This window comes from Pseudomonas sp. SDO5215_S409 (genome assembly GCF_054071325.1).
In genome coordinates, this window is sequence record NZ_JBSVWN010000018.1 from 1 (window position 1) to 18,685 (window position 18,685).

20 protein-coding genes are annotated in these 18,685 nt (G+C 62.2%); 5 read left to right on the forward strand and 15 right to left on the reverse strand.

Going from position 1 to position 18,685, the window contains the following annotated elements; translation table 11 throughout:
* Positions 1 to 40: 40 nt before the first annotated feature.
* On the reverse strand, positions 41 to 367 hold the full coding sequence (locus ACW9H9_RS11810; RefSeq protein WP_457343408.1) for a hypothetical protein: 327 nt from the start codon (positions 365 to 367) through the stop codon (positions 41 to 43).
* Between the two features lie 220 nt (positions 368 to 587).
* Complete coding sequence (locus ACW9H9_RS11815; RefSeq protein WP_457343406.1) at positions 588 to 1,337, reverse strand: SDR family NAD(P)-dependent oxidoreductase; 750 nt, start codon at positions 1,335 to 1,337, stop codon at positions 588 to 590.
* Positions 1,338 to 1,436: 99 nt separating this feature from the next.
* Between ACW9H9_RS11815 and ACW9H9_RS11820 the strand changes: the two genes are divergently transcribed.
* Both ACW9H9_RS11820 and ACW9H9_RS11825 read left to right on the forward strand, forming a co-directional pair.
* Positions 1,437 to 1,823: a winged helix-turn-helix transcriptional regulator gene (locus ACW9H9_RS11820; RefSeq protein WP_457343405.1), complete on the forward strand. Its 387-nt coding sequence runs from the start codon at positions 1,437 to 1,439 to the stop codon at positions 1,821 to 1,823.
* Between the two features lie 38 nt (positions 1,824 to 1,861).
* Positions 1,862 to 2,668: a YopT-type cysteine protease domain-containing protein gene (locus tag ACW9H9_RS11825; RefSeq protein ID WP_457343403.1), complete on the forward strand. Its 807-nt coding sequence runs from the start codon at positions 1,862 to 1,864 to the stop codon at positions 2,666 to 2,668.
* Positions 2,669 to 2,718: 50 nt separating this feature from the next.
* On the opposite strand, the gene argE is transcribed toward ACW9H9_RS11825, so the two are convergent.
* The 7 genes from argE to ACW9H9_RS11860 all read right to left on the reverse strand — a co-directional run bounded on the left by argE (position 2,719) and on the right by ACW9H9_RS11860 (position 9,884).
* Complete coding sequence (gene argE, locus ACW9H9_RS11830; RefSeq protein WP_457343402.1) at positions 2,719 to 3,894, reverse strand: acetylornithine deacetylase; 1,176 nt, start codon at positions 3,892 to 3,894, stop codon at positions 2,719 to 2,721.
* Complete coding sequence (locus tag ACW9H9_RS11835; protein ID WP_457343401.1) at positions 3,891 to 4,568, reverse strand: DUF1028 domain-containing protein; 678 nt, start codon at positions 4,566 to 4,568, stop codon at positions 3,891 to 3,893. The genes argE and ACW9H9_RS11835 overlap by 4 nt, the downstream gene beginning before the upstream one ends.
* Positions 4,569 to 4,590: 22 nt before the next feature.
* Positions 4,591 to 5,322 carry a class II aldolase and adducin N-terminal domain-containing protein gene (locus tag ACW9H9_RS11840; protein WP_457343400.1) on the reverse strand — a complete coding sequence of 244 codons (732 nt, stop codon included), beginning with the start codon at positions 5,320 to 5,322 and terminating at the stop codon, positions 4,591 to 4,593.
* A gap of 10 nt (positions 5,323 to 5,332) precedes the next feature.
* Positions 5,333 to 6,166, reverse strand: coding sequence for an ABC transporter substrate-binding protein (locus ACW9H9_RS11845; RefSeq protein WP_457343399.1), 834 nt, complete (start codon positions 6,164 to 6,166; stop codon positions 5,333 to 5,335).
* A gap of 28 nt (positions 6,167 to 6,194) precedes the next feature.
* On the reverse strand, positions 6,195 to 7,067 hold the full coding sequence (locus ACW9H9_RS11850; RefSeq protein ID WP_457343398.1) for a phytanoyl-CoA dioxygenase family protein: 873 nt from the start codon (positions 7,065 to 7,067) through the stop codon (positions 6,195 to 6,197).
* Positions 7,068 to 7,103: 36 nt separating this feature from the next.
* Positions 7,104 to 8,627, reverse strand: a complete 1,524-nt coding sequence (locus tag ACW9H9_RS11855; RefSeq protein ID WP_457343397.1) for an amino acid ABC transporter permease/ATP-binding protein — start codon at positions 8,625 to 8,627, stop codon at positions 7,104 to 7,106.
* A 282-nt stretch (positions 8,628 to 8,909) separates the two neighbouring features.
* Positions 8,910 to 9,884 (reverse strand): LysR family transcriptional regulator, encoded by a 975-nt coding sequence (locus ACW9H9_RS11860; protein WP_457343396.1) that lies wholly within the window; start codon positions 9,882 to 9,884, stop codon positions 8,910 to 8,912.
* Positions 9,885 to 10,104: 220 nt separating this feature from the next.
* Here ACW9H9_RS11860 and ACW9H9_RS11865 point away from each other — a divergent pair, with 220 nt between their 5' ends.
* From ACW9H9_RS11865 to ACW9H9_RS11875, 3 genes are read left to right on the forward strand one after another with little or no spacing between them, the layout of a single operon-like run.
* Entirely contained in the window at positions 10,105 to 10,530 is a 426-nt protein-coding gene (locus ACW9H9_RS11865; protein ID WP_457343395.1) for a RidA family protein, read from the forward strand.
* Positions 10,527 to 10,970, forward strand: coding sequence for a type II 3-dehydroquinate dehydratase (locus ACW9H9_RS11870; protein ID WP_457343394.1), 444 nt, complete (start codon positions 10,527 to 10,529; stop codon positions 10,968 to 10,970). Before ACW9H9_RS11865 ends, ACW9H9_RS11870 begins: the two co-directional genes overlap by 4 nt.
* A 41-nt stretch (positions 10,971 to 11,011) precedes the next feature.
* Positions 11,012 to 12,262: a flavin-containing monooxygenase gene (locus ACW9H9_RS11875; RefSeq protein WP_457343393.1), complete on the forward strand. Its 1,251-nt coding sequence runs from the start codon at positions 11,012 to 11,014 to the stop codon at positions 12,260 to 12,262.
* A gap of 5 nt (positions 12,263 to 12,267) precedes the next feature.
* Here the strand turns inward: ACW9H9_RS11875 and ACW9H9_RS11880 are convergent, their stop codons facing one another.
* From ACW9H9_RS11880 to ACW9H9_RS11905, 6 genes are read right to left on the reverse strand one after another with little or no spacing between them, the layout of a single operon-like run.
* Positions 12,268 to 12,912 carry a hypothetical protein gene (locus tag ACW9H9_RS11880; RefSeq protein ID WP_457343392.1) on the reverse strand — a complete coding sequence of 215 codons (645 nt, stop codon included), beginning with the start codon at positions 12,910 to 12,912 and terminating at the stop codon, positions 12,268 to 12,270.
* Entirely contained in the window at positions 12,909 to 13,847 is a 939-nt protein-coding gene (locus ACW9H9_RS11885; RefSeq protein WP_457343390.1) for an alpha/beta fold hydrolase, read from the reverse strand. Before ACW9H9_RS11885 ends, ACW9H9_RS11880 begins: the two co-directional genes overlap by 4 nt.
* Positions 13,848 to 13,868: 21 nt before the next feature.
* Positions 13,869 to 15,293, reverse strand: coding sequence for an aldehyde dehydrogenase family protein (locus ACW9H9_RS11890; RefSeq protein WP_457343389.1), 1,425 nt, complete (start codon positions 15,291 to 15,293; stop codon positions 13,869 to 13,871).
* A 15-nt stretch (positions 15,294 to 15,308) separates the two neighbouring features.
* Positions 15,309 to 16,583 carry an MFS transporter gene (locus ACW9H9_RS11895; RefSeq protein ID WP_457343388.1) on the reverse strand — a complete coding sequence of 425 codons (1,275 nt, stop codon included), beginning with the start codon at positions 16,581 to 16,583 and terminating at the stop codon, positions 15,309 to 15,311.
* Between the two features lie 29 nt (positions 16,584 to 16,612).
* Positions 16,613 to 17,983: a sensor histidine kinase gene (locus ACW9H9_RS11900; RefSeq protein ID WP_457343387.1), complete on the reverse strand. Its 1,371-nt coding sequence runs from the start codon at positions 17,981 to 17,983 to the stop codon at positions 16,613 to 16,615.
* Positions 17,980 to 18,645, reverse strand: coding sequence for a response regulator transcription factor (locus tag ACW9H9_RS11905; protein WP_457343386.1), 666 nt, complete (start codon positions 18,643 to 18,645; stop codon positions 17,980 to 17,982). Before ACW9H9_RS11905 ends, ACW9H9_RS11900 begins: the two co-directional genes overlap by 4 nt.
* Positions 18,646 to 18,685: the final 40 nt, after the last annotated feature.

Below are 18,685 nucleotides of genomic sequence, written 5' to 3' on the forward strand. Positions count from 1 at the left end.
GCCACGGTAAACCGTTAGCCCACTGTTGGGTAGGTGGGGTTTATGGATCGCATACGATTCGGGCAATCAGATTATCGGCATGACGGCCACTTTGGAGCCAAATAGCGTAACCATCCAGCAAAGCCAGAATCGCCTCAAAGTGGCAGGCCAAAATGGCCTCATCGATATCCAGATCTCGGCTTTTGGCATATGCGTAGAAAGCCTGGATCGCGCGCAGGTGCGCCGCAGCCGTATTGTAAGCGCGGTGCCTGAGTTTGAGTTGGACGTAGATGAACGGAATGAGTATGGGCAACGGAGTCGCATCACCAGCTTGTACAAGCAGCGGTAGTCGTTGACCTGAAGAGAAACGGCACTGAATCAGTCTCATCGGCAGCCACCTCATTCAAGGATTCGTCATGAACACTCTGGACATAGCCCGTTGAGAGAGTAGGCGTCAACAACGAATTCGTCGAATCAGTCACTTAGGCAGCTCATGAACATTTATGACATGGCCTGTCGTTTAACATAATATACATTATGCGTATCTTCATATCGCCTAATCAGGGGCAGTACCCGTCAAACCTCAACAAGCAAAACCCCTATCCACTTCACACCTGAGCAAACCCGCCATCCACAAACATTTCGCTGCCTGTCATGAAGCTGCTCTCATCCGACGCCAGGAACAACGCCGCCGCTGCGACTTCTTCTGCCTGGCCGATTCGGCCCAGTGGAATCTGTGCAGTCATGTCATCGATGATCGTATCTTTCTGACCTGTGCCAGACAGCACCAGGTCCAAGCCTGGTGTCGAGATCGGTCCAGGTGAAAGTACGTTGACGCGAATGCCGGTGCCTTTGAGGTCCAGCGCCCAGTTCCTGGCGAAATTACGCAGTGCGGCTTTTGTCGCACTGTAAACGCTGAACGCGGGTGTGCCCATGGTGCCTGTGGTCGAGCCCGTCAGAATGACTGAGCCTTGTTGACTCATCAGCGTCAGCGCTTTTTGTACGGTGAACAGCGTGCCTTTGACGTTGACGCCGAATGTGCGATCAAAGGATTCTTCGGTGATCGAGCCCATTGGCTGGAAATCACCCAGGCCCGCATTGGCGAACAGCACATCGATTCGGCCTTTCTCCGCTTTGATGTGCGTGAAGATGCGCTCCAGGTCGCCCTGGTTGGAAATGTCGCCCTGGATGGCGACGGCTCCATAGCCGATGAGTCGCAGCGCCTTGTCCAGTTCTTCCTGCCTGCGTCCCACAATCACGACCTGCGCGCCCTCAGCTGCGAAGCGAATGGCGGTTGCCAGGCCAATGCCGCTGTTGCCGCCGGTAATCACTGCAATTTTGCCGTTGAGCCTGCTCATGTTGAACTCCCGAGAATGTTGAGGCCCAACTCTAGATCCGCGCTATTATTTTGAATAGTATGCACCTTTTAGTAAGTACTCTACTCAGCGAGTGATCCCATGTCGAATAACACGTTCAACTGCGGTCTCGACGCCGCCCTGGCGGTGATTGGCGGTAAATGGAAACCGTTGGTCCTTTTTTATCTGGCGAAGAATGTTCACCGCTACGGCGAACTGCGTCGCGCGATTGGGGGTGTGACTGACAAGGTGCTGATCCAGCAACTCAAAGAGTTGGAACGCGATGAAATTATCTCGCGCATCGATTATCAGGAAATACCGCCAAAGGTTGAATACTCACTCACGCCGTTCGGACATTCCTTGGCCATGGCGCTTGGCGCATTGTGTACCTGGGGAACGGAGCATATGCAAACCGTCGAACGTATCAGTGAGCGTCGAACGAACGCCCTCTCTAAAGGGAACCTCCCTTCAAATTTCCCCACTCAATAACATCCCTAAAAATCATCCCTTCCTGAATGGCCACTCACATGAACAAACTTGGCAACATAGCAACCTGGGCCGGTAATGTTTTCAAAAGTAATGCCGAGGATTCTGCGCAGGCCCAGGATAAAAAAGCCAAGGCCTCGAGTGCGACCGTCGAGCGTCCGGACATTTCAAATATCGATTGTGTGGGTGCTGCAGTTGCTGTGCCTAGGCTCAAGCAAGCGTTGCGTTCATTTCCGCACAACGAATTCGATCTTGAGAAAGTCGCCAAAAACTTGAAATTATCAGCCGCTATCGGCGACGGCGCTTGTGTGGGTCTGAGCCTTACATGGCTTGAAGGCGTGATGCAGCGGCCGAATAAAAGCCCTGTCAATAAAAACGGTTGCCTCGTTACGAACGCCGGGTTGCAGACGGCGTTCGCCAGTCAGCGAAACTACGAAGGTAAACACGCCAAGGCACTGGCCACACTAGGCAATTTATCGCCGGAGGCCGCTTCGCGTGCGGCCACGCAGGCGCTGTTCAATGAACATCGGTTAAGCGCAGCTACAGTGTCCGGCGGGCTCGACGAAGAGCATCTGGCCTCTCTGATTGCCACGCCTGGGCACTACATTATTGCGTTAACCGGTTTCAGTGACGGCCACTGCCTGGCAGCTACGACGTTGCCCGCCCATGAGCACGAGCCCAGAATCACGGTGTTTGACCCGGAAGCGGGTGAATTCAAAATGCATACGGATGAGGCCGAGTATTTTCTTACAGCCCTCAACGCCCGTTACAAAACTGTGGGCTGGAATTACTCAGGGATGGACGTCTTCTCTCTGCGGGCAAACACCCAGGCCGCCAACCGGGGATAACCGCCCCGCTCCCCAACAAAAAATGAAAACCTCATAACTCAACTAAATGACTATTTAGTTGAGTTATCCCCCTCCCCACCCCGAACAAACGCCAACACCCTCTGCAACATCACCTCACACGCCTGCAACTGCGCCACGCTGATAAACTCATCCGGCTTGTGCCCCTGTTCCATGCTCCCTGGCCCGCACACCACGGTCGCGATCCCCACTTCATCAAACAACCCGCCTTCGCTACCAAACGCCACGGTGCTGAACGCGTGCGAGCCGCAAAAGTCGGCCACCCACTGCGCGGCCTGGCTGTCTGCGGGTGTGGACAGCCCCGGGTAGCTGGACAGCTTGCGAAATTCAATGGTCGATTGGGCGCTGACCGCACGCATCGCGGGCAGCAGGTGGTGTTGGGCGTAGTCGCGTAGTTGGTTGGCCACCCGCCAAGGGTCTTGCGCCGGCAGTGAGCGTATTTCGAAGTCAAAATGGCAGTGCTCGGGCACGATGTTCAGTGCCCTGCCCCCTCTGATCATGCCGGTTTGCACGGAGGAAAACGGGGGGTCGAAATGGTTGTCCAGCAATTGGGGGGCCTTGAGGATTTCACCCAGTCGGCCCAGTTCCGCGATCAGGCGTGCGGCGTATTCGATGGCGTTTACGCCCTGCGGCGCGTAGGCCGAATGGCAGGCGGCGCCGTGCACGTCGCAGCGCATCGCCAGTTTCCCCTTGTGGCCCAGCACCGGTTTGAGTTCGGTGGGTTCGCCGATCACGCACAGCAGCGGCTTGACTGGGCAATGCCGGAACCACTCGATGAGTGAACGCACGCCCAGGCAGCCCACTTCTTCGTCATAGGACAACGCAATGTGCACAGGCATGCGCAACGGGGCCTGGACCAGTGCCGGTACGCAGGCCAGCACGCAGGCGATGTAGCCTTTCATGTCGGCGGTGCCGCGCCCGTACAGCTTGCCGTCCTGCTCCGTGAGTTCAAACGGCGCAACGCTCCAGGCCTGGCCGTCTGCTGGCACCACGTCGGTATGCCCCGACAGCACAATGCCGGGCACGTCCGCCGGGCCGATCGTGGCCAATAGGTTGGCCTTGCTCTTTTGAGCATTGAACAGCAGCTGGCAGCTCACACCAAAACGCTGCAAGTAGTTGCGCACGAAGTCGATCAGCGCCAGGTTCGACTCCCGGCTGGTGGTGTCAAAGCTGACCAGTTGCGCCAACAGGTCGCGGCTGTTGCTCATCGCTCATCTCCCGGTACGGCGTAGCCCGGGGCGGTCGCCGGGTAGATCGCGCGGTCGATGTAGTCCTGCATTTGCCCGCGATAGGCCTGCCACAGCGTGTCGAGCGCCGCCAGCGGGTCGGTGTCGGCCCAGTCCACGCGTAGATCGACGATCGGCCAAGTGAAGTCCCCCACTACCCTCAAGGCCGCCGAATGCACCGGCCCCGCTTCCCCGCCTTCGGCCAGGCCTGCCTGCAACGCCGCCATGAGCCGGTCGGCAAGGTCGCCCGGCGTGGTTTCAAACGTGTGCACCATGGCTGTGACCACACCGGTGTTGGCCAACATGTTCCCGGCGGCCACGCAGCACTCGCCGCTGAGTGCCTTGTGAATGCCCAAGGTGTTTGCCCCGCTGAAATGCGCGGTTTTGCCGGTGTGATCAATGGCAATCAGTTGGCGGTATTGGCTGTACCCGTATTGCCCCAGCGCTGCGATGATCGCCTCGTCGGGTGTCAGGCCCTGCTCCAGCAAGTCAAGGGTCAAGGGGCCCAATGCCGGCAAGGTGATGTTTTGTGACGACACCGCGCCGATCCCCGGGCGCAGCCACGGGCAACGGGCGCCCACGGCAATGCTTGAGGAGCTGATGGCGATGCCGAACTGGCCGGTGTCCGGGCAGTGGGCGACAACAGAAAAAGTCATGGGCGCTCCTAGTGATCAGGGCTCAGTCGAGCAACGAGGCGTCGGCCGCGATCATCAACTGCTTCATTTCTTCAAAATGCTGGCGGGAAAAATCAGTGATCGTTTCCCACCCGCGCGCTGTTTTTTCGGCGATGTCATCCGACAGCACCCGTAACGGCTGGCCGGTGGACCAGGCCGTCACCAGGATTTGGCAGGCCCGCTCCAGGGTCCAGATATCGTCGAAGGCCTCACCGATGTCCGACGCAATCACCATCACCCCGTGGTTGCCCATCAACAGGCGGCGCTTGTCCCCCAGCAGCCCGGCCAGCCGTGCGCCCTCGGCCTCGCTGTCGGCCATGCCGCCGTACATTTCATCCACGGCAATGCGGTTGAAATAACGTGCGCTGTTCTGGTCGATCGGCGGCACGTGGGGTTTGGCCAGGCACGCCACTGCCGTGGTGTGCACCGGGTGCAAGTGCAGCACGGCCCGCGCGTGCGGCAAACGCTGGTGGATCTGCCCGTGAATGGCCCACGCCGTCGGGTCCACCTGCGGGTGATCGGCGCACCCGCTGTCGTCGGCATCGAGCAGCAGCAAGTCACTGGCACGAATGCGCGAGAAATGCTTCCACTTGGGGTTGATCAAAAACTGTTTGCCATCTGCCGAAACGGCCGCGCTGAAATGGTTGGCCACCGCTTCATGCATCCCCAAATGGGCGACGATGCGAAAGGTGGCCGCCAAATCGATACGGGCGTTCTCCTCGATTGATAACGCCATGTGGCTCTCCTCAAGGCTTGGGCATCAGCTCGGCAATATCGGCCTCGGTCGGCGCCTGAAAGTTGTACTTCTTGAGCAGCGCGGCGTATTCAGGCGTGGCGCTGTATTGCTTCAAGCCCGCCACCAGCGCGTTCTTGACCTCATCGTTGCCCTTTTTCACCCCCAGCCCGTTCAGCACCGGGTAGATCAACGTGTCGGACGAAATCACCACCCGGCCTCCGAGTTTTTCCACCGCGCCGCGCGCCACCGCCGCGTCGGTGATCTGCGCCTCGACGGCATGCGCCAGCATCGCCTGGGTGGTTTGCGGGTCGGTGCTGTACTCGCTCAGTTCGATGGGCTTCAGGCCCTTCTTCACGCAGTAGTCATCAGACAGCTTGTGCATCTGTTGCAGCCAGGACGTCGCCGCCATGGAGCCGATTTTGTGGCCGCAAAACTCTTCCGGCTGCTTGGGCTGGTAATCGCTGCCCTTGAGCGCCAGGATCGACTCACCGCTTTTGAGGTAGGGAATCATGTCGATCACCTTCACCCGCTCGGCCGTGATGTACATCGACGAGTTGGTCACGTCAAAACGAGCGCCCTGAAGGCCCGTGATCAGGTTGGGAAAGCGCGTGTCGACGGTTTCCACCTTGCGCCCCATCACCTTGGCGAGGCCATCGAGGAACTCAATGTCAAAGCCCGCGGGCCGGTTGTTGTCCATGTACTCGTAGGGGAAGAACGTCACGTCGGAACCGGCGATGATTTTTCCGTCCTGTTCAAAAGCCGAGGCCGTCAACGACGTCATCGCAACAGCGGCGCCCAGCAGAGTCAGGGCGATGGGGCGTACAAGCACACTTAACGTTGTCATGGTAATTCCCGCAGGGTTGGCAAAGGGGTTAGGCGGTGACCGGATCCTGTCCGGCCTGTTGTACAAAAAAAGAGGCGCCACGCGGTTTTTGCGGCAAGCGCAACTGGTGGGCCGTGGAGCGCACCAGGCCGCTCTCCTCCCCCGCCACCAGCCGCCCGGCATGGCGACTGGGCAACGGGTTTTCACCAAACGGCAGCGCGTCCTCGGCGGCATACACGCTGATGAACAGCGTGCGCGGCCACTCGGTTTCATTGGGGCTGGAGGCATGCAACACCCGGGTGTGCATGAAGCACACCGAGCCTGGCGGGCCAAAACAGGCGACCGGCGCCTGGCAATGTTGCGCCACCACGTGGTCATCCACCGCCCCGGCGAAGCGTTCGCCGTGCCAGTGCGACCACAACGGGCCCTTGTGGCTGCCCGGGATCACCTGCAGCGGGCCGTTTTGCGGCGTCACCTCGCTGACCATCAGCAAGGCCGTGACGATGTCGTCATTGCTGTGGGGGGTAAACGGGAAATCCTGGTGCCATTTCACCTGGGTGGCGGTGTGCGGCAACTTGGAGTTGATCTTGCTGTGGTGAAAACGCGCACCGCGCCCGCCAATCAATTGCGCGGCGATGGCCGACATGCGCGACTGCAACGCCACGCGCTCATAGGTCGACGAAATTTCGGTGGGCGAGCTCACCCGGCGCAGCGAGGGGTGATCGGGCCGATGGTCGCCCTCCAGATCGAAACGGGCGCGCCCGTCCACGGTTTCGCCAAAGCCCTGGTCATGGCTGCGACTGTCCTCCACCCACTGGTCGAAGTCTTGTTGCAGCGCCGCCACTTCGTCGCGCCCCAGTACGTCCTGCACCACCAGGACACCGTCCCGATGAAACTGCTCGATTTGCCATTGCTCGATCATGCTGTTTCCTTCTTGTAGGTGAACACCGTCAGGGGGTCATGCCAGCGAAACATCCTTGAGGAACGCCTCGACGCGCGGATGCTTGCCGCTGCGCAGGGTGTGGGGGTGGTCGTCGCACACCACGCGGCCTTTTTCCATGAAGACGATGCGGTCGGACACCTTGAAGGCGAAGTTCATTTCGTGAGTGACGATCACCATGGTGATGCCCTCCTTCGCCAGCGTTTCGATGACCTGCAACACCTCGTTGATCTTCTCGGGGTCCAGCGCAGAGGTGGGCTCGTCAAACAGCATGATTTGCGGGCGCATCATCAAGGCCCGCGCGATGGCCACGCGTTGCTGCTGGCCGCCAGACAGTTGATGCGGGTACTTCCACGCATGGTCGAGCATGCCTACCTTGTGGAGCAGCGCGTACGCCTGCTGCTTGAGCTCGGCCAGGCCTGCAAGGCGGTGATACCGGGGGGCCATGAGCAGGTTATCGAGCACCGTCAAATGCGGGAACAGGTTGAAGCTCTGAAAGACCATGCCGATGTTCAGGCGGTGCTCGGCATGCTCGACGTATTTGGGTTTCTGCGCGCCCTGGCGGCTCAGGTGGATAAAGGGCTGGCCGTTGATGCGGATGTCGCCATTGTCGATCTGCTCCAGCCCGTTGAGCAGGCGAATCAACGTGGTCTTGCCCGAGCCGGAAGGCCCGATCACCGACACCACCTCACCCGGCTGAATCTGCAGGCTGACCGCGCCCAGCACTTCCACCTCGTTGTACGCCTTGTGCAGCCGGGTGGCCTGCAATGCAGGCCCCTCGGCGCCGCTGGGCTGTGGTCGCGCCAGGGTCGCACGTTGTTGCGTGGCCAAGGCCAGCACGCCCGCGTCGGGAACCTGCGACACCTTGCGCTGGTTCACGTCCAGGAAGCGTTCCAGGCGTTTGAGCAAAAAGTCGAACACGGTGACGATCAACACGTAATAGAAGGCCACCGCCGCCATGGTTTCCATCACCATGAAGTTTTGCGAGTACAGCCGCTGGCCCACCATCAGGATCTCGGTGAGCGAGATCACCGACACCAATGAACTGAGCTTGACGATCGAGATGTATTCGTTGGCCAGCGACGGCAGCGCCACCCGCAGTGCCTGGGGAATGATCACCCGCCACTGGATCCCCAGGAATCGCAAGCCCAACGCCCGCGCCGCTTCGCCCTGGCCCTTGGGGATCGACAGCAATCCGCCGCGATGGATTTCGGCCACATAGGCGGTTTCACACAGCACCATCGCCAACAGCCCCGCCCAGAACGGGTCGGTCAGCACCGGCGCCGTCGACGGAATAGCTTGTGGCAGGTTGTAGGTAAAAATCAGCAGGACCAACAGCGGCAGGCTGCGAAACAACCAGATGTAGCCGCGCGCTGGTAGGCTGATCAGCGGGCGGCTGGACTGCTTGGCCAGCGCCACGAAAAACCCCAGTGCAATACTGATGACCCACGTCAGCGAACTCAGTTTGATCACGGTGACCGTGGCCCGCCAAAACTCGGCATCGGCCAGCAACCCCAGCATGTAATTCCAGTTGAATGTCATCGTCGCCGCGCTCGCTAAAAAAACCCGAGGTGCGCACCTTGCGGCGTGCACCGATGAATCGAGAGTCATGGACGCAGGCACACAGGGTCAATTAGTTAAAACCGGCCCAGTGAGTCGGAAGAACCTACGCAGCGAAACAGGCGCTAAAACGCCGCCCGCCGCGCAAAAAAGCCCTGAAACAGGGCGGTATTTGAGCGCGCAGGCCCACCTCGCCACCTGGCGGTGCATGCCGGGCAATCGGAAAAATAAAATGTGCAGGCGGGCCCGGAAAATCAGGCGCGCCTAAAGAGTACCGGGGAGCGCCCGCGCGGCATGGGGGTCGAAAAAGCTCGGCGCCGCCATGCCCGGGATGTACTGGTCAGACACAAACATGCGGCAACGCTCGGTAAAGGCCGCCACCACGCGCGATATCGGGGCATTACTGGCCGTTGCGTACCCCAGCTGCATGGGCCGCACATTGCCCGCCAGGCGAATGCGGATCAGGCGCTTGCCGTCCTGGGACAAATTGCTTTTGGGCCGCGCATTGGCAATGCAATAGCCCACCCCGTTGGCCACCATGGCGCGCACGGTTTCCAGGTTGCTGGAGCGCATCACGATGTTGGGCGTGACGCCCGACTGCAGGAACAGGCTCAGGAAGTATTCCCGGCTCCAGGGCATGTCCAGCAGCACCATCGGGTAGGCGCCCAGGTCTTGCACCGAGAGGGCCGGCAGGCTGGCCAGCGGGTGATAGGCCCCCACCATGACGTAAGGCGGCAGTTGCGCCAGGGGCTGGAAGTCGATGTCGCTGCTGTTGACCAGGTCGTAGGTCAAGGCAATGTCGATCTCGGCGCTGCGCAGTTTTTCCAGCAACTCCTCGTGGTTGCCCTCGACCTGAGTGACGCGCACGCCCGGGAATGCCCGGCCAAACCCAAACACCAGCTCTGGCGTGATCGTGGGTGCCAGCGACTCCAGGCACCCCACGCGCAGCGGGCCGCGCACGCTGTTCAACGACTCTGAGGCGATGGTGTAGAGGTTGGACATCTGCTGCAAAATCAGCTTGGCCTCCTCCATCACCTGGCGCCCCACCGCCGTCAGGGAAATACCCTGCGCGTGATGGCGCACGAATAACTGAATGCCCAGTTCGGCTTCCATGTGGGTGATGGCCGCCGAGATCGACGGCGACGACACATGAATGCGCTCCGATGCGGCACTGATGCTCCCTGCTTCACCGGACGCGACAAAGTACTCCAATTGGCGCTGGGTAATTCGACTGAGCATCACGCCTCCGCAACCTTGATAAGCCAGCGCGGGATGACCGCCGGCAAGTGGGACAAAGCAGGATTCATGCCGCCCGCTCTCGGGGCGCTGAGGCCGTCGGCGCCGGGCCAGGCCGGCGGGTTCGGTTTTTCCTAAGCACTGCCCCGCACAAAAGCTGGTTTCGCCGGGTGCAAACGCCATGTGACGCTGGGGCCATTCCTGTCACCGTGAGTCGCCCGGCATGCCCACCCACACCCGCATCCGCATGTTCAACACCAAAACCACCTACCCCAACCAGGCACTGGACAACGACCTGTGCCAGGCCGTGCGCGCTGGCAACACTATTTATGTGCGGGGCCAGGTCGGCACCGATTTTGACGGCAACCTGGTCGGCCTTGGCGACCCCCGCGCCCAGGCGGAACAGGCGATGAAAAACGTCAAGCAGCTGCTTGAAGAGGCGGGCTCCGACCTGTCCCATATCGTCAAGACCACCACCTACCTCATCGACCCACGCTACCGCGAGCCGGTGTACCAAGAGGTGGGCAAATGGCTCAAAGGGGTATTTCCGATTTCGACCGGCCTTGTGATCTCAGGCCTCGGCCAGCCGCAATGGCTGATGGAGATCGATGTGATTGCCGTGGTGCCTGACGACTGGGTGCCCGCATGACTCCGCCCGTGGTGTTCTTCCTCAATGGCCCCAACGCCAACCTTTATGGCCTGGACAAGAACGGCACCTACGGCAGTGAAAGTTTCGCCGCCATCCAGGCCCGCTGCGCCCAACACGCCGCAGAGCTGGGCTTGACGCTCGAGTTTCGCCAAAGCAACCACGAAGGCGTGTTGGTGGACTGGATCCAGGAAGCCCGCCAGAGCGCAGACGCCATCATCATCAACGCCGCGGGCCTGAGCTACAGCTCGGTGCCCATCCTCGATGCGCTGCTGGCATTCGACGGGCCGATCATCGAAGCCCACATGAGCAATATCTGGAAGCGCGACAGTTTTCGTCACCACTCCTACGTGTCCAAGGCCGCCACTGGCGTGGTCGCAGGCCTCGGTGCGTTGGGCTACCGCCTGGCCCTGACGGCGATGGCCGAGCTGCTGCAACCCTGAGCACTGCGCTCAACACACCCGATAACGTTCAGGAAACTCACATGTCAGTGGAAACAATCAACACCGTAGTGGTGGGCGCAGGCCAGGCGGGCATCGCCATGAGCGAGCACCTTGGCCTCATGGGCGTGCCGCACGTTGTGCTGGAACGCAGCCGCATCGCCGAACGCTGGCGTTCGCAGCGCTGGGACTCGCTGGTCGCCAACGGCCCGGCCTGGCATGACCGGTTCCCCGGCATGACGTTCGACAACCTGTCGCCGGAAACCTTTGCGGGCAAGGAGCAGGTCGCGGCGTATTTCCAAGCCTATGTCGCCTGGCTCAAGGCTCCGGTGCGCACTGGCGTCGAGGTGCTGAGCGTGGAGCGCCACGTCGGCCGCCCGGGGTTCAAGGTCACGACCTCGACCGGGGTGATCGAGGCCATCAACGTCGTCGCGGCCACGGGGCCGTTCCAGCACCCCGCCATGCCCGCAATCGTCCCGGCCCACGCGCCGCTGCAACAGTTGCACTCCTCGGCCTATAAAAACCCCGGCCAATTGGCCGATGGCGCGGTGCTGGTGATCGGCGCCGGGGCGTCGGGCTCGCAAATCGCCGAAGAACTGCAAAAGGCCGGTAAAACGGTGTACCTCTCGGTGGGCGAACACTACCGCCCTCCCCGCGCTTATCGGGGCCGCGACTATTGCTGGTGGCTGGGCGCGCTGGGGTTGTGGGACGAGGTGAGCATCCAGCCCAAAAAGAAACACGTGGCCTTTGCAGTCAGTGGCTATGACGGCGGAAAAACCGTGGACTTCCGCCGCCTGGCCCACCAGGGCATCACCCTGGTCGGCCTGACCCAAGCCTTCACCGACGGGGTCATGCACTTCGCGCCGGGCCTGGCCGAGCACATTGCCGAGGGCGACCGGGCGTACTTCGATATCCTGCGCGACGCCGATGCCTACATAAAGGCGAACGGCCTGCCCTTTGCCCCCGAACCCGAGGCCTGGACCTTGCTGCCCGACCCCGACTGCCTCACGCACCCGGTGCTTGAGCTGGACCTGGCCGCCGCGGGCATCACCACCCTGTTATGGGCCACCGGTTTCGTCTCTGATTACCGCTGGCTCAAGGTGAACGCCTTCGACGACAAGGGCGACCCGTTCCACAAACGCGGGATTTCGGCAGAAAGCGGGATCTACTTCCTGGGGTTGCCCAACCTCGTCAACCGCGCGTCCTCGTTCATCTATGGGGTATGGCATGACGCCAAATACGTGGCAGACCACATCGTCCTGCAAAACGCCTACCGGGCCTACGCCAAGCCTTGACCGGCTCAATCGTGCCAGGTGCGGATGGCCTGGTTCACCAGCAGCGGCTGCAGGCTGCCCCGCTTGGCCACCCCCAGCAGGCAGCGCGCCAGTTGATCGCAGTCCACGCTGAAGTCGTCGTTGAACCACGACAACAGCGTGCCGAGGGGCGCAAAAAAACGCGCCAGGTCGCTGCGCGGACCGCTGAGGGCGGTCGGGCGGATATACCCCGGGCGGAACACATACAACGGGCCGCCCAACTCGCCCAATTGGCGCTCGGCGCGCCCTTTGATGCGGGTAAACAGGTTCTTGCCCCGCTCGCTCGGATCGGCGCTGCGCCCGCTCACAAAACAAAAGTGCAGCGCCGGGTTGGCCGCGTACATCGCCCGGGCGGCGGCGACCGGATAGTCCAGGGTGATGCGGATATAGTCGGGCTCGGGCACCTGGGTTTGCGAAATTCCCAGGCACCAGATACAGGCGTCGTAGTCGTGCAGGTCCAAGCCGTGGTAATCCAGGAAGTTATCGAGTATCACTTCCTTCAATTTGGGCGCGACGATTCCCAGCGGTCGCCGGGTCAGCACCAGCACATGGTGGATCTGCGGGTCGTTCAGGGCCTGGCGCAGCACTTCGCCGCCAGCAAACCCGGTGGCACCGGTCACGATGATCTTCATGGCATGTCTCCCCAAAGGCGTTTGAGAAACGGTAGCAGGTACTCAAGCACCCGGTCGGTTTCACCAAACGTGATCGCATGGCCCTTGCCTTCCAGCGGCATCACTTGCATCTGCGGCACCTGCTGGCGCAGCACCACCGACTGGGCGAACGGGTTGACGGTGTCGGCCGTGCCCCATACCGCCAGCACCGGCAACCCCGAGCGACCCAGGGCGGCATAGTCCTGCGGCTGCCAGGCCGCATCGTAGTGACGCAAGGTGTTGAGCACCCCGGCGGCAAAGCCCGGGTAGCGGGTTTGCGCCGCCATCCAGGTGGCCATGCGTTCACGGTCGGGGGACTTTTCGTAAGCCTGGTCCATCAGGTTGCGCAGGTTGCTGTCGCCCCAGAAGTGGAACACCACGTCGCCGACACCCGGCCATAACAGCAGCGGGTTCACCACCGGCTCACGCCCGCCACCGGCCGGGGCAATCAGCCCGACGCCGTTGAGCCGTTGCGGGGAGCGGGCCGCAAAAGCGCTTACAATCGCACCGCCCAGCGAAGCCCCGACCATCGACACCGGCGTCCGTACCCCCAGCGCGTCGAGCAACTGGTTGAGCTGGTCCACATAAAACGCCTTGGTGTAGGGCACCTCCGGGCGGTCTGAAAAGCCGTAGCCGAACAGGTCCGGCACGATCACCCGAAACCCCGCGTTGGCCAGCGGCTGGCGGAATTTCTCGAAACCAAAGCCCCCCACCACGCCGCCGTGCACCAGCACCACCACCGGGCCGTTGGCAGGGCCGTCGATGCGCACATGCATCGTGCCCATCGGCAAACGCACAAACTGCGCAGCCTCACCGCTCTGCAACAGGTGTTGGCGGGCTGTTTCATCCAGCGGTTCAGCGGCCATGGCGTGGCCGGCCCACAGCATTGCCAGGGCAATCATCAGGACTCGAATCATGGGGGTTACTCTCAAAAAGGGTCAGACAAAAATCGACTGCATTTCCAGGTATTCACTGATGCCATACACGCCGAACTCACGGCCGATGCCCGACTGCTTGAACCCGCCCGCCGGGGCGCCGGCTTCATCCAACAGGTCGAACGTGCGGTTGACCATCACCATGCCCGCTTCGATACGGTCCGCCACGGCGCGCCCGCGCTCGGGGTTGGCGGTGCTGATCCACCCTTGCAGGCCATAGATCGAGTCGTTGGCGATCTCGATGGCCTGCGCTTCGTGCGTGTAGGCAATCACACTCAGTACCGGGCCAAAAATCTCTTCACGGGCCAGGGTCATCTGCGGCGTGACGCCTACAAAAATCGTCGGTTTGACGAAATTACCGGCGTCCAGCCCCACCGGCTTGCCAAGGCCGCCGGTGAGCAACTGCGCGCCCTCCTCCAAGCCTTTGCGGATATACCCCTGCACCCGCTCGTATTGCTTTTTGCTGACCAGCGGGCCCAACAACGTCTCGTCATCGGTCGGCAAACCCACCGGCCACTGCGCGATCGCCGCCCGCAACGCGGCGCACACTTCGTCCATACGGCTGGCCGGGACCAGCAAACGCGAGCCGCTGATGCAGGCTTGCCCGTTGTTCATGAACGCCACCTGCAAGGCAAAAGGAATGGCCTGTGCCAGGTCGGCGTCGTCCAGCAGGATGTGCGCCGATTTGCCGCCCAGCTCCAGCGTCACCCGCTTCATGGTCTGTGCGGCGTTGACCATGATGGTCTTGCCCACCGCCGTCGAGCCTGTGAACGACACCTTGGCGATGTCCGGGTGGCTGGAGAGCCGGTTGCCCACCACCTCGCCGGTGCCATTCAAAATATTCACCACCCCGGGCGGCAGGCCCGCGGCGTGGATGCATTCGGTGAGCAGGCGGATTTGCAGCGCACTCATTTCGCTGGGCTTGGCCACCACCGTGCAACCAGCCGCCAGCGCCGGGGCAAGCTTGTTGCAGAGCATGAACACCGCCGAGTTCCACGGGGTAATCAAGGCCGCCACGCCCACCGGCCGGGCAATCACTTCAGCCTCGCCCAGGCGGGTGTGGAACGGCACTTGTGCCAGGGTTTTCTTCATATTGAGAAACACCTTGGCTGCCCCCGCGATGGAGAATCGGTTATGCCGGGCCACCCCGCCGTACTCTTCGGTGCGTGCGGCGATGTGCTCGTCGGTGCGTGCCAGGATCGCATCATGAATGGCCTGCAAATACCCGGCCCGCTCCTCCAGCGAGCTGTTTGAATACCACGCGAACGCCGCCTTAGCCGCCGTGATCGCACGGTTCACGTCATGCTCATCCGCCAGGCGCACCCGGCCGATCAGCGCATGGGTCGACGGGTTGAGCAGGTCCAGGGTTTCGCTGCCATGGGACGCCTGGAACCTGCCGTTGATGTAGTGCTCGGTGATCGACTTCATTGCCACTCCTCTTGATTACGCCTGATGAATGGCCAGGCCTTGGCGCCTGACCGCGACGGCCGCATGCCGCTTGCCGTACCACAACAGGCCCGCCGCCGTACCGGCAAACAGCGTGTAACTGATCGCCAGCGCACCGCCCAAGTGGTCTTCGCCCAACCCGTAGTTGCTGAGCAACGCGACAAAGCTTGGGCCCACGGTCATGCCGACCACGTTGTAGAACAAGATGTATGCCGCTGAAATCCGCCCGCGGAACGCGGCCGGCGTGGTGATTTGCAACACCGCCCCCGACACCCCGGAAAACGGCTGCAAAAACTGGATCAGGCCAAAGGTCAGGATGACCGCCAGCGCCTGCGCCTCCAGCGCAAACCCCACCCCGCCCACGACCGCAATCACCCCCGCCACCCGGGCAAAGTGCGCCAGGTGCGCGTCGTCCCGGCCCTTGCCAAAGGCGCGGTCTACCCACCAGCCGGCAAACAGCACACCGCAGGCCCCCACCGGCACGGCCGCCACGGCCATCACCAGGCCGACGGTCTGGACATCCAGGCCATGGCTGCGCATCAGGTACGTCGGCACCCAGGCCGCCGCGCCGAAAACCGCCGCGCTGTGCAGGCTGAAGCCCAAAAAATGGCAGGTCAGGAACGCCCGGTTTTCATGCACGAACTGCCTCAACCCTGGCTCGTTTTCAGCCTGTGTCGCCTTGGCGGACGTCCGTTCGGACGGCGCGACAAAAATCAGCAACGCCGCCACCACGCCCGGCACCCCGGCGGCCACGAACACCCACTGCCAAGGCGCCAGTTGGCCGATCAATGGGTAACTGGCACCGGCAAACCGGTCGGCTTGGGCAATCAGCAAACCGCCCAACAGGTAGGACATGGCGGCGCCGATCTGCGCGCCCGAGGACAACACGCCAATCGCCAGGCTCAAGCGTTGCGGCGGGAACAACCTGGCAACCATGCTCCAGGCCGCCGGTTGCAACACCGCTTCGCCAAGGCCCACCAGGCAACGGGCAATCAACAGTTCGGTAAAACTGCCCGCCAGGCCACAAGCGACCGTCGCCAGTGACCAGCCGGTAACGCCCAGGTAAATCGCCCACTGGCTGGCATAGCGGTCCACAATCCAGCCCATGGGCAGGCTGCCGATCAAAAAGAACACCGCAAAGGCCGGGCCTTGCAGCAGGCCCATCTGGAAGTCGCTGAGGTTCAGGCTGGCCTTGATCGGGTCGACCATCAGCGCAATCGCGTTGCGATCGATCGATGCCAATACCGCCAGCACCAGCAGAATCGCAACCACCGTCCACTCCCGCATTCCGGGCGCTGCCCTCATGTGGCCGCCTCCAGGCCCGGCGCCGCGAACACCACGCGCACCGCAAGCCCCGGTGCGCCAAACCCGTCACCGGTTTCGATACGGGCCTGGTGCAGGTGAGCAATACGCACCACCAGCGACAGGCCGATGCCGCTGCCGCGCACATGGCCGTTGCCGCGCAGGCGATGGAAGCGCTCGAAAATCGCCTGCTGGTCTTCCAGCGGTACACCGGGGCCGTCGTCGGCAATCTCCAGGAACGCCCCCTGCGCCGCGTCGTCGCCGCAGCGGATACGCACCGTGCCGCCGGGTGCGGTGTAGCGCAGCGCGTTATCCAGCAGGTTGCGCACCAGAATGCCCATCTCGTCCACATCGCACTGGATATGACACGGCTGCAACTGCAGCGTCAGGTGGCGCTGCTGGCGACGGGCCGTGAGGTCGAACTCATGGGCCACATGGCCGACGATGGTTTTTAAATCGTGCCAGTCGCGCACCGGCGCCATCTCACTGGCCTCCAGGCGCGCCATGTCCAGCAGTTGCTCGGACAACCGGCTGCTGCGCTGTACGCTCAGCATCAGCTTTTTCAGTGCCTGCTCGCGCTCGGTGTCACTGCGCGAGCGCATCACCACCTCCAGCTGTGCTTGCAACGAGGCCAGCGGCGTGCGCAGTTCGTGGGCGGCATCGCTGATAAATTGGCGTTCGGCCTTGATCGCATGATCCAACTGGCCCAGCACATGGTTGAACGCCCCCACCAGCGCCAACAGTTCCGAAGGCAACCCGCTGCGGGGCAAGGGGGTGAGGTCAAAGCGCGAGCGGTTGCGAGTGGCCTGTTCAAGCCGCGCCACGGGTTGCAGTGCGCGGCGCACCGAGTACGCCATCAGCAGGCCGATCAGCAGCATGCCAAGCGCCGCCAGGGACACCGCCTTGGCCGCATGTTTTTGAAAGTCAGCGTCGATCAGGCGGCGGTCGTTGCCCACCTGCACCTGAAACCGCCCACTGCGGTCAGACACCGAATACACCCGCCAACTCTGCTCGCCCTGCTCAACGGTTGCGAACCCCTGGGTAAACCCCGGCTGTAAGGGCACCCGCGGCGCACCCGGGGTGCTGGCCAGCAGACGGTTGCCGCGCCATACCTGAAAACTCAATTCACTGCTGAGCGCGGCCACGCCCGGCGCCAGCTGCAAGGTGCTGCCCAAACCCAGCGTGTCGTCGTCGATGTCCGCCGGCAGCATCTGCAAGAGCTTGACGGCAATGGACTGCAGTTTGTCGTCCCAATTGCTGGTCTGGCTGTTGCTGATGACCAGGTACACGGAGCCCAACGACAGGCCCCATGTGATCAGCACCCAGAGGGCCAGTGTGCGGTACATCCGCGACTTGAGCGAGCCGGTCATGGCTGGGGTTTCCCGATCATGTAGCCATGGCCATGCAGGGTGCTGATGATCTCGTCACCCAGCTTGCGCCGCAGCTGGTGGATAAACACCGCGATGGTGTTGCTCTCTGCCGCCCCCTCCTGGCCATAGACCGTCTGTTGCAGGTACGCACGGGTGACCACGCGGCCGGGCCGTTCCATGAGGGTGAGCAGCGTGCGGTATTCATGGGCGCTGAGCATCACCCGCACCCCGGCGCGGCTGACGGTGCGTTTTTCCGGGTCCAGGCGCACATCGCCACACACCAGCTCGCCCACCACATGGCCCTGGCTGCGACGGATCAGCGCGCGCACCCGGGCCAGCAACTCGTCGAATGCAAACGGCTTGATCAGGTAGTCGTCGGCCCCGGCGTCCAGGCCCAGGATGCGTTCGCTGAGCTGGCCGCGTGCGGTGAGGATCAGCACCGGCGTGGCGTCGTAACGCTCGCGCAGCCAGCGCAACACCTCCAGGCCCGACTCACCGGGCAAACCGATGTCCAGCAAAATCGCCGAATAGGTGTGCTCTTGCAGGGCCAGCCGGGCGGCAGTAGCGGTGGCAGCGTGTGAAATCAGCCAGTCCTGCTGGCGCACGCCGTCGCAGATAGCGTCGGCCAACAGGCTGTCGTCTTCGACCAGCAACAGGTTCATCGCAGGTTCCTCAAGGAGCGGATGAGGAACAGTATGGCCG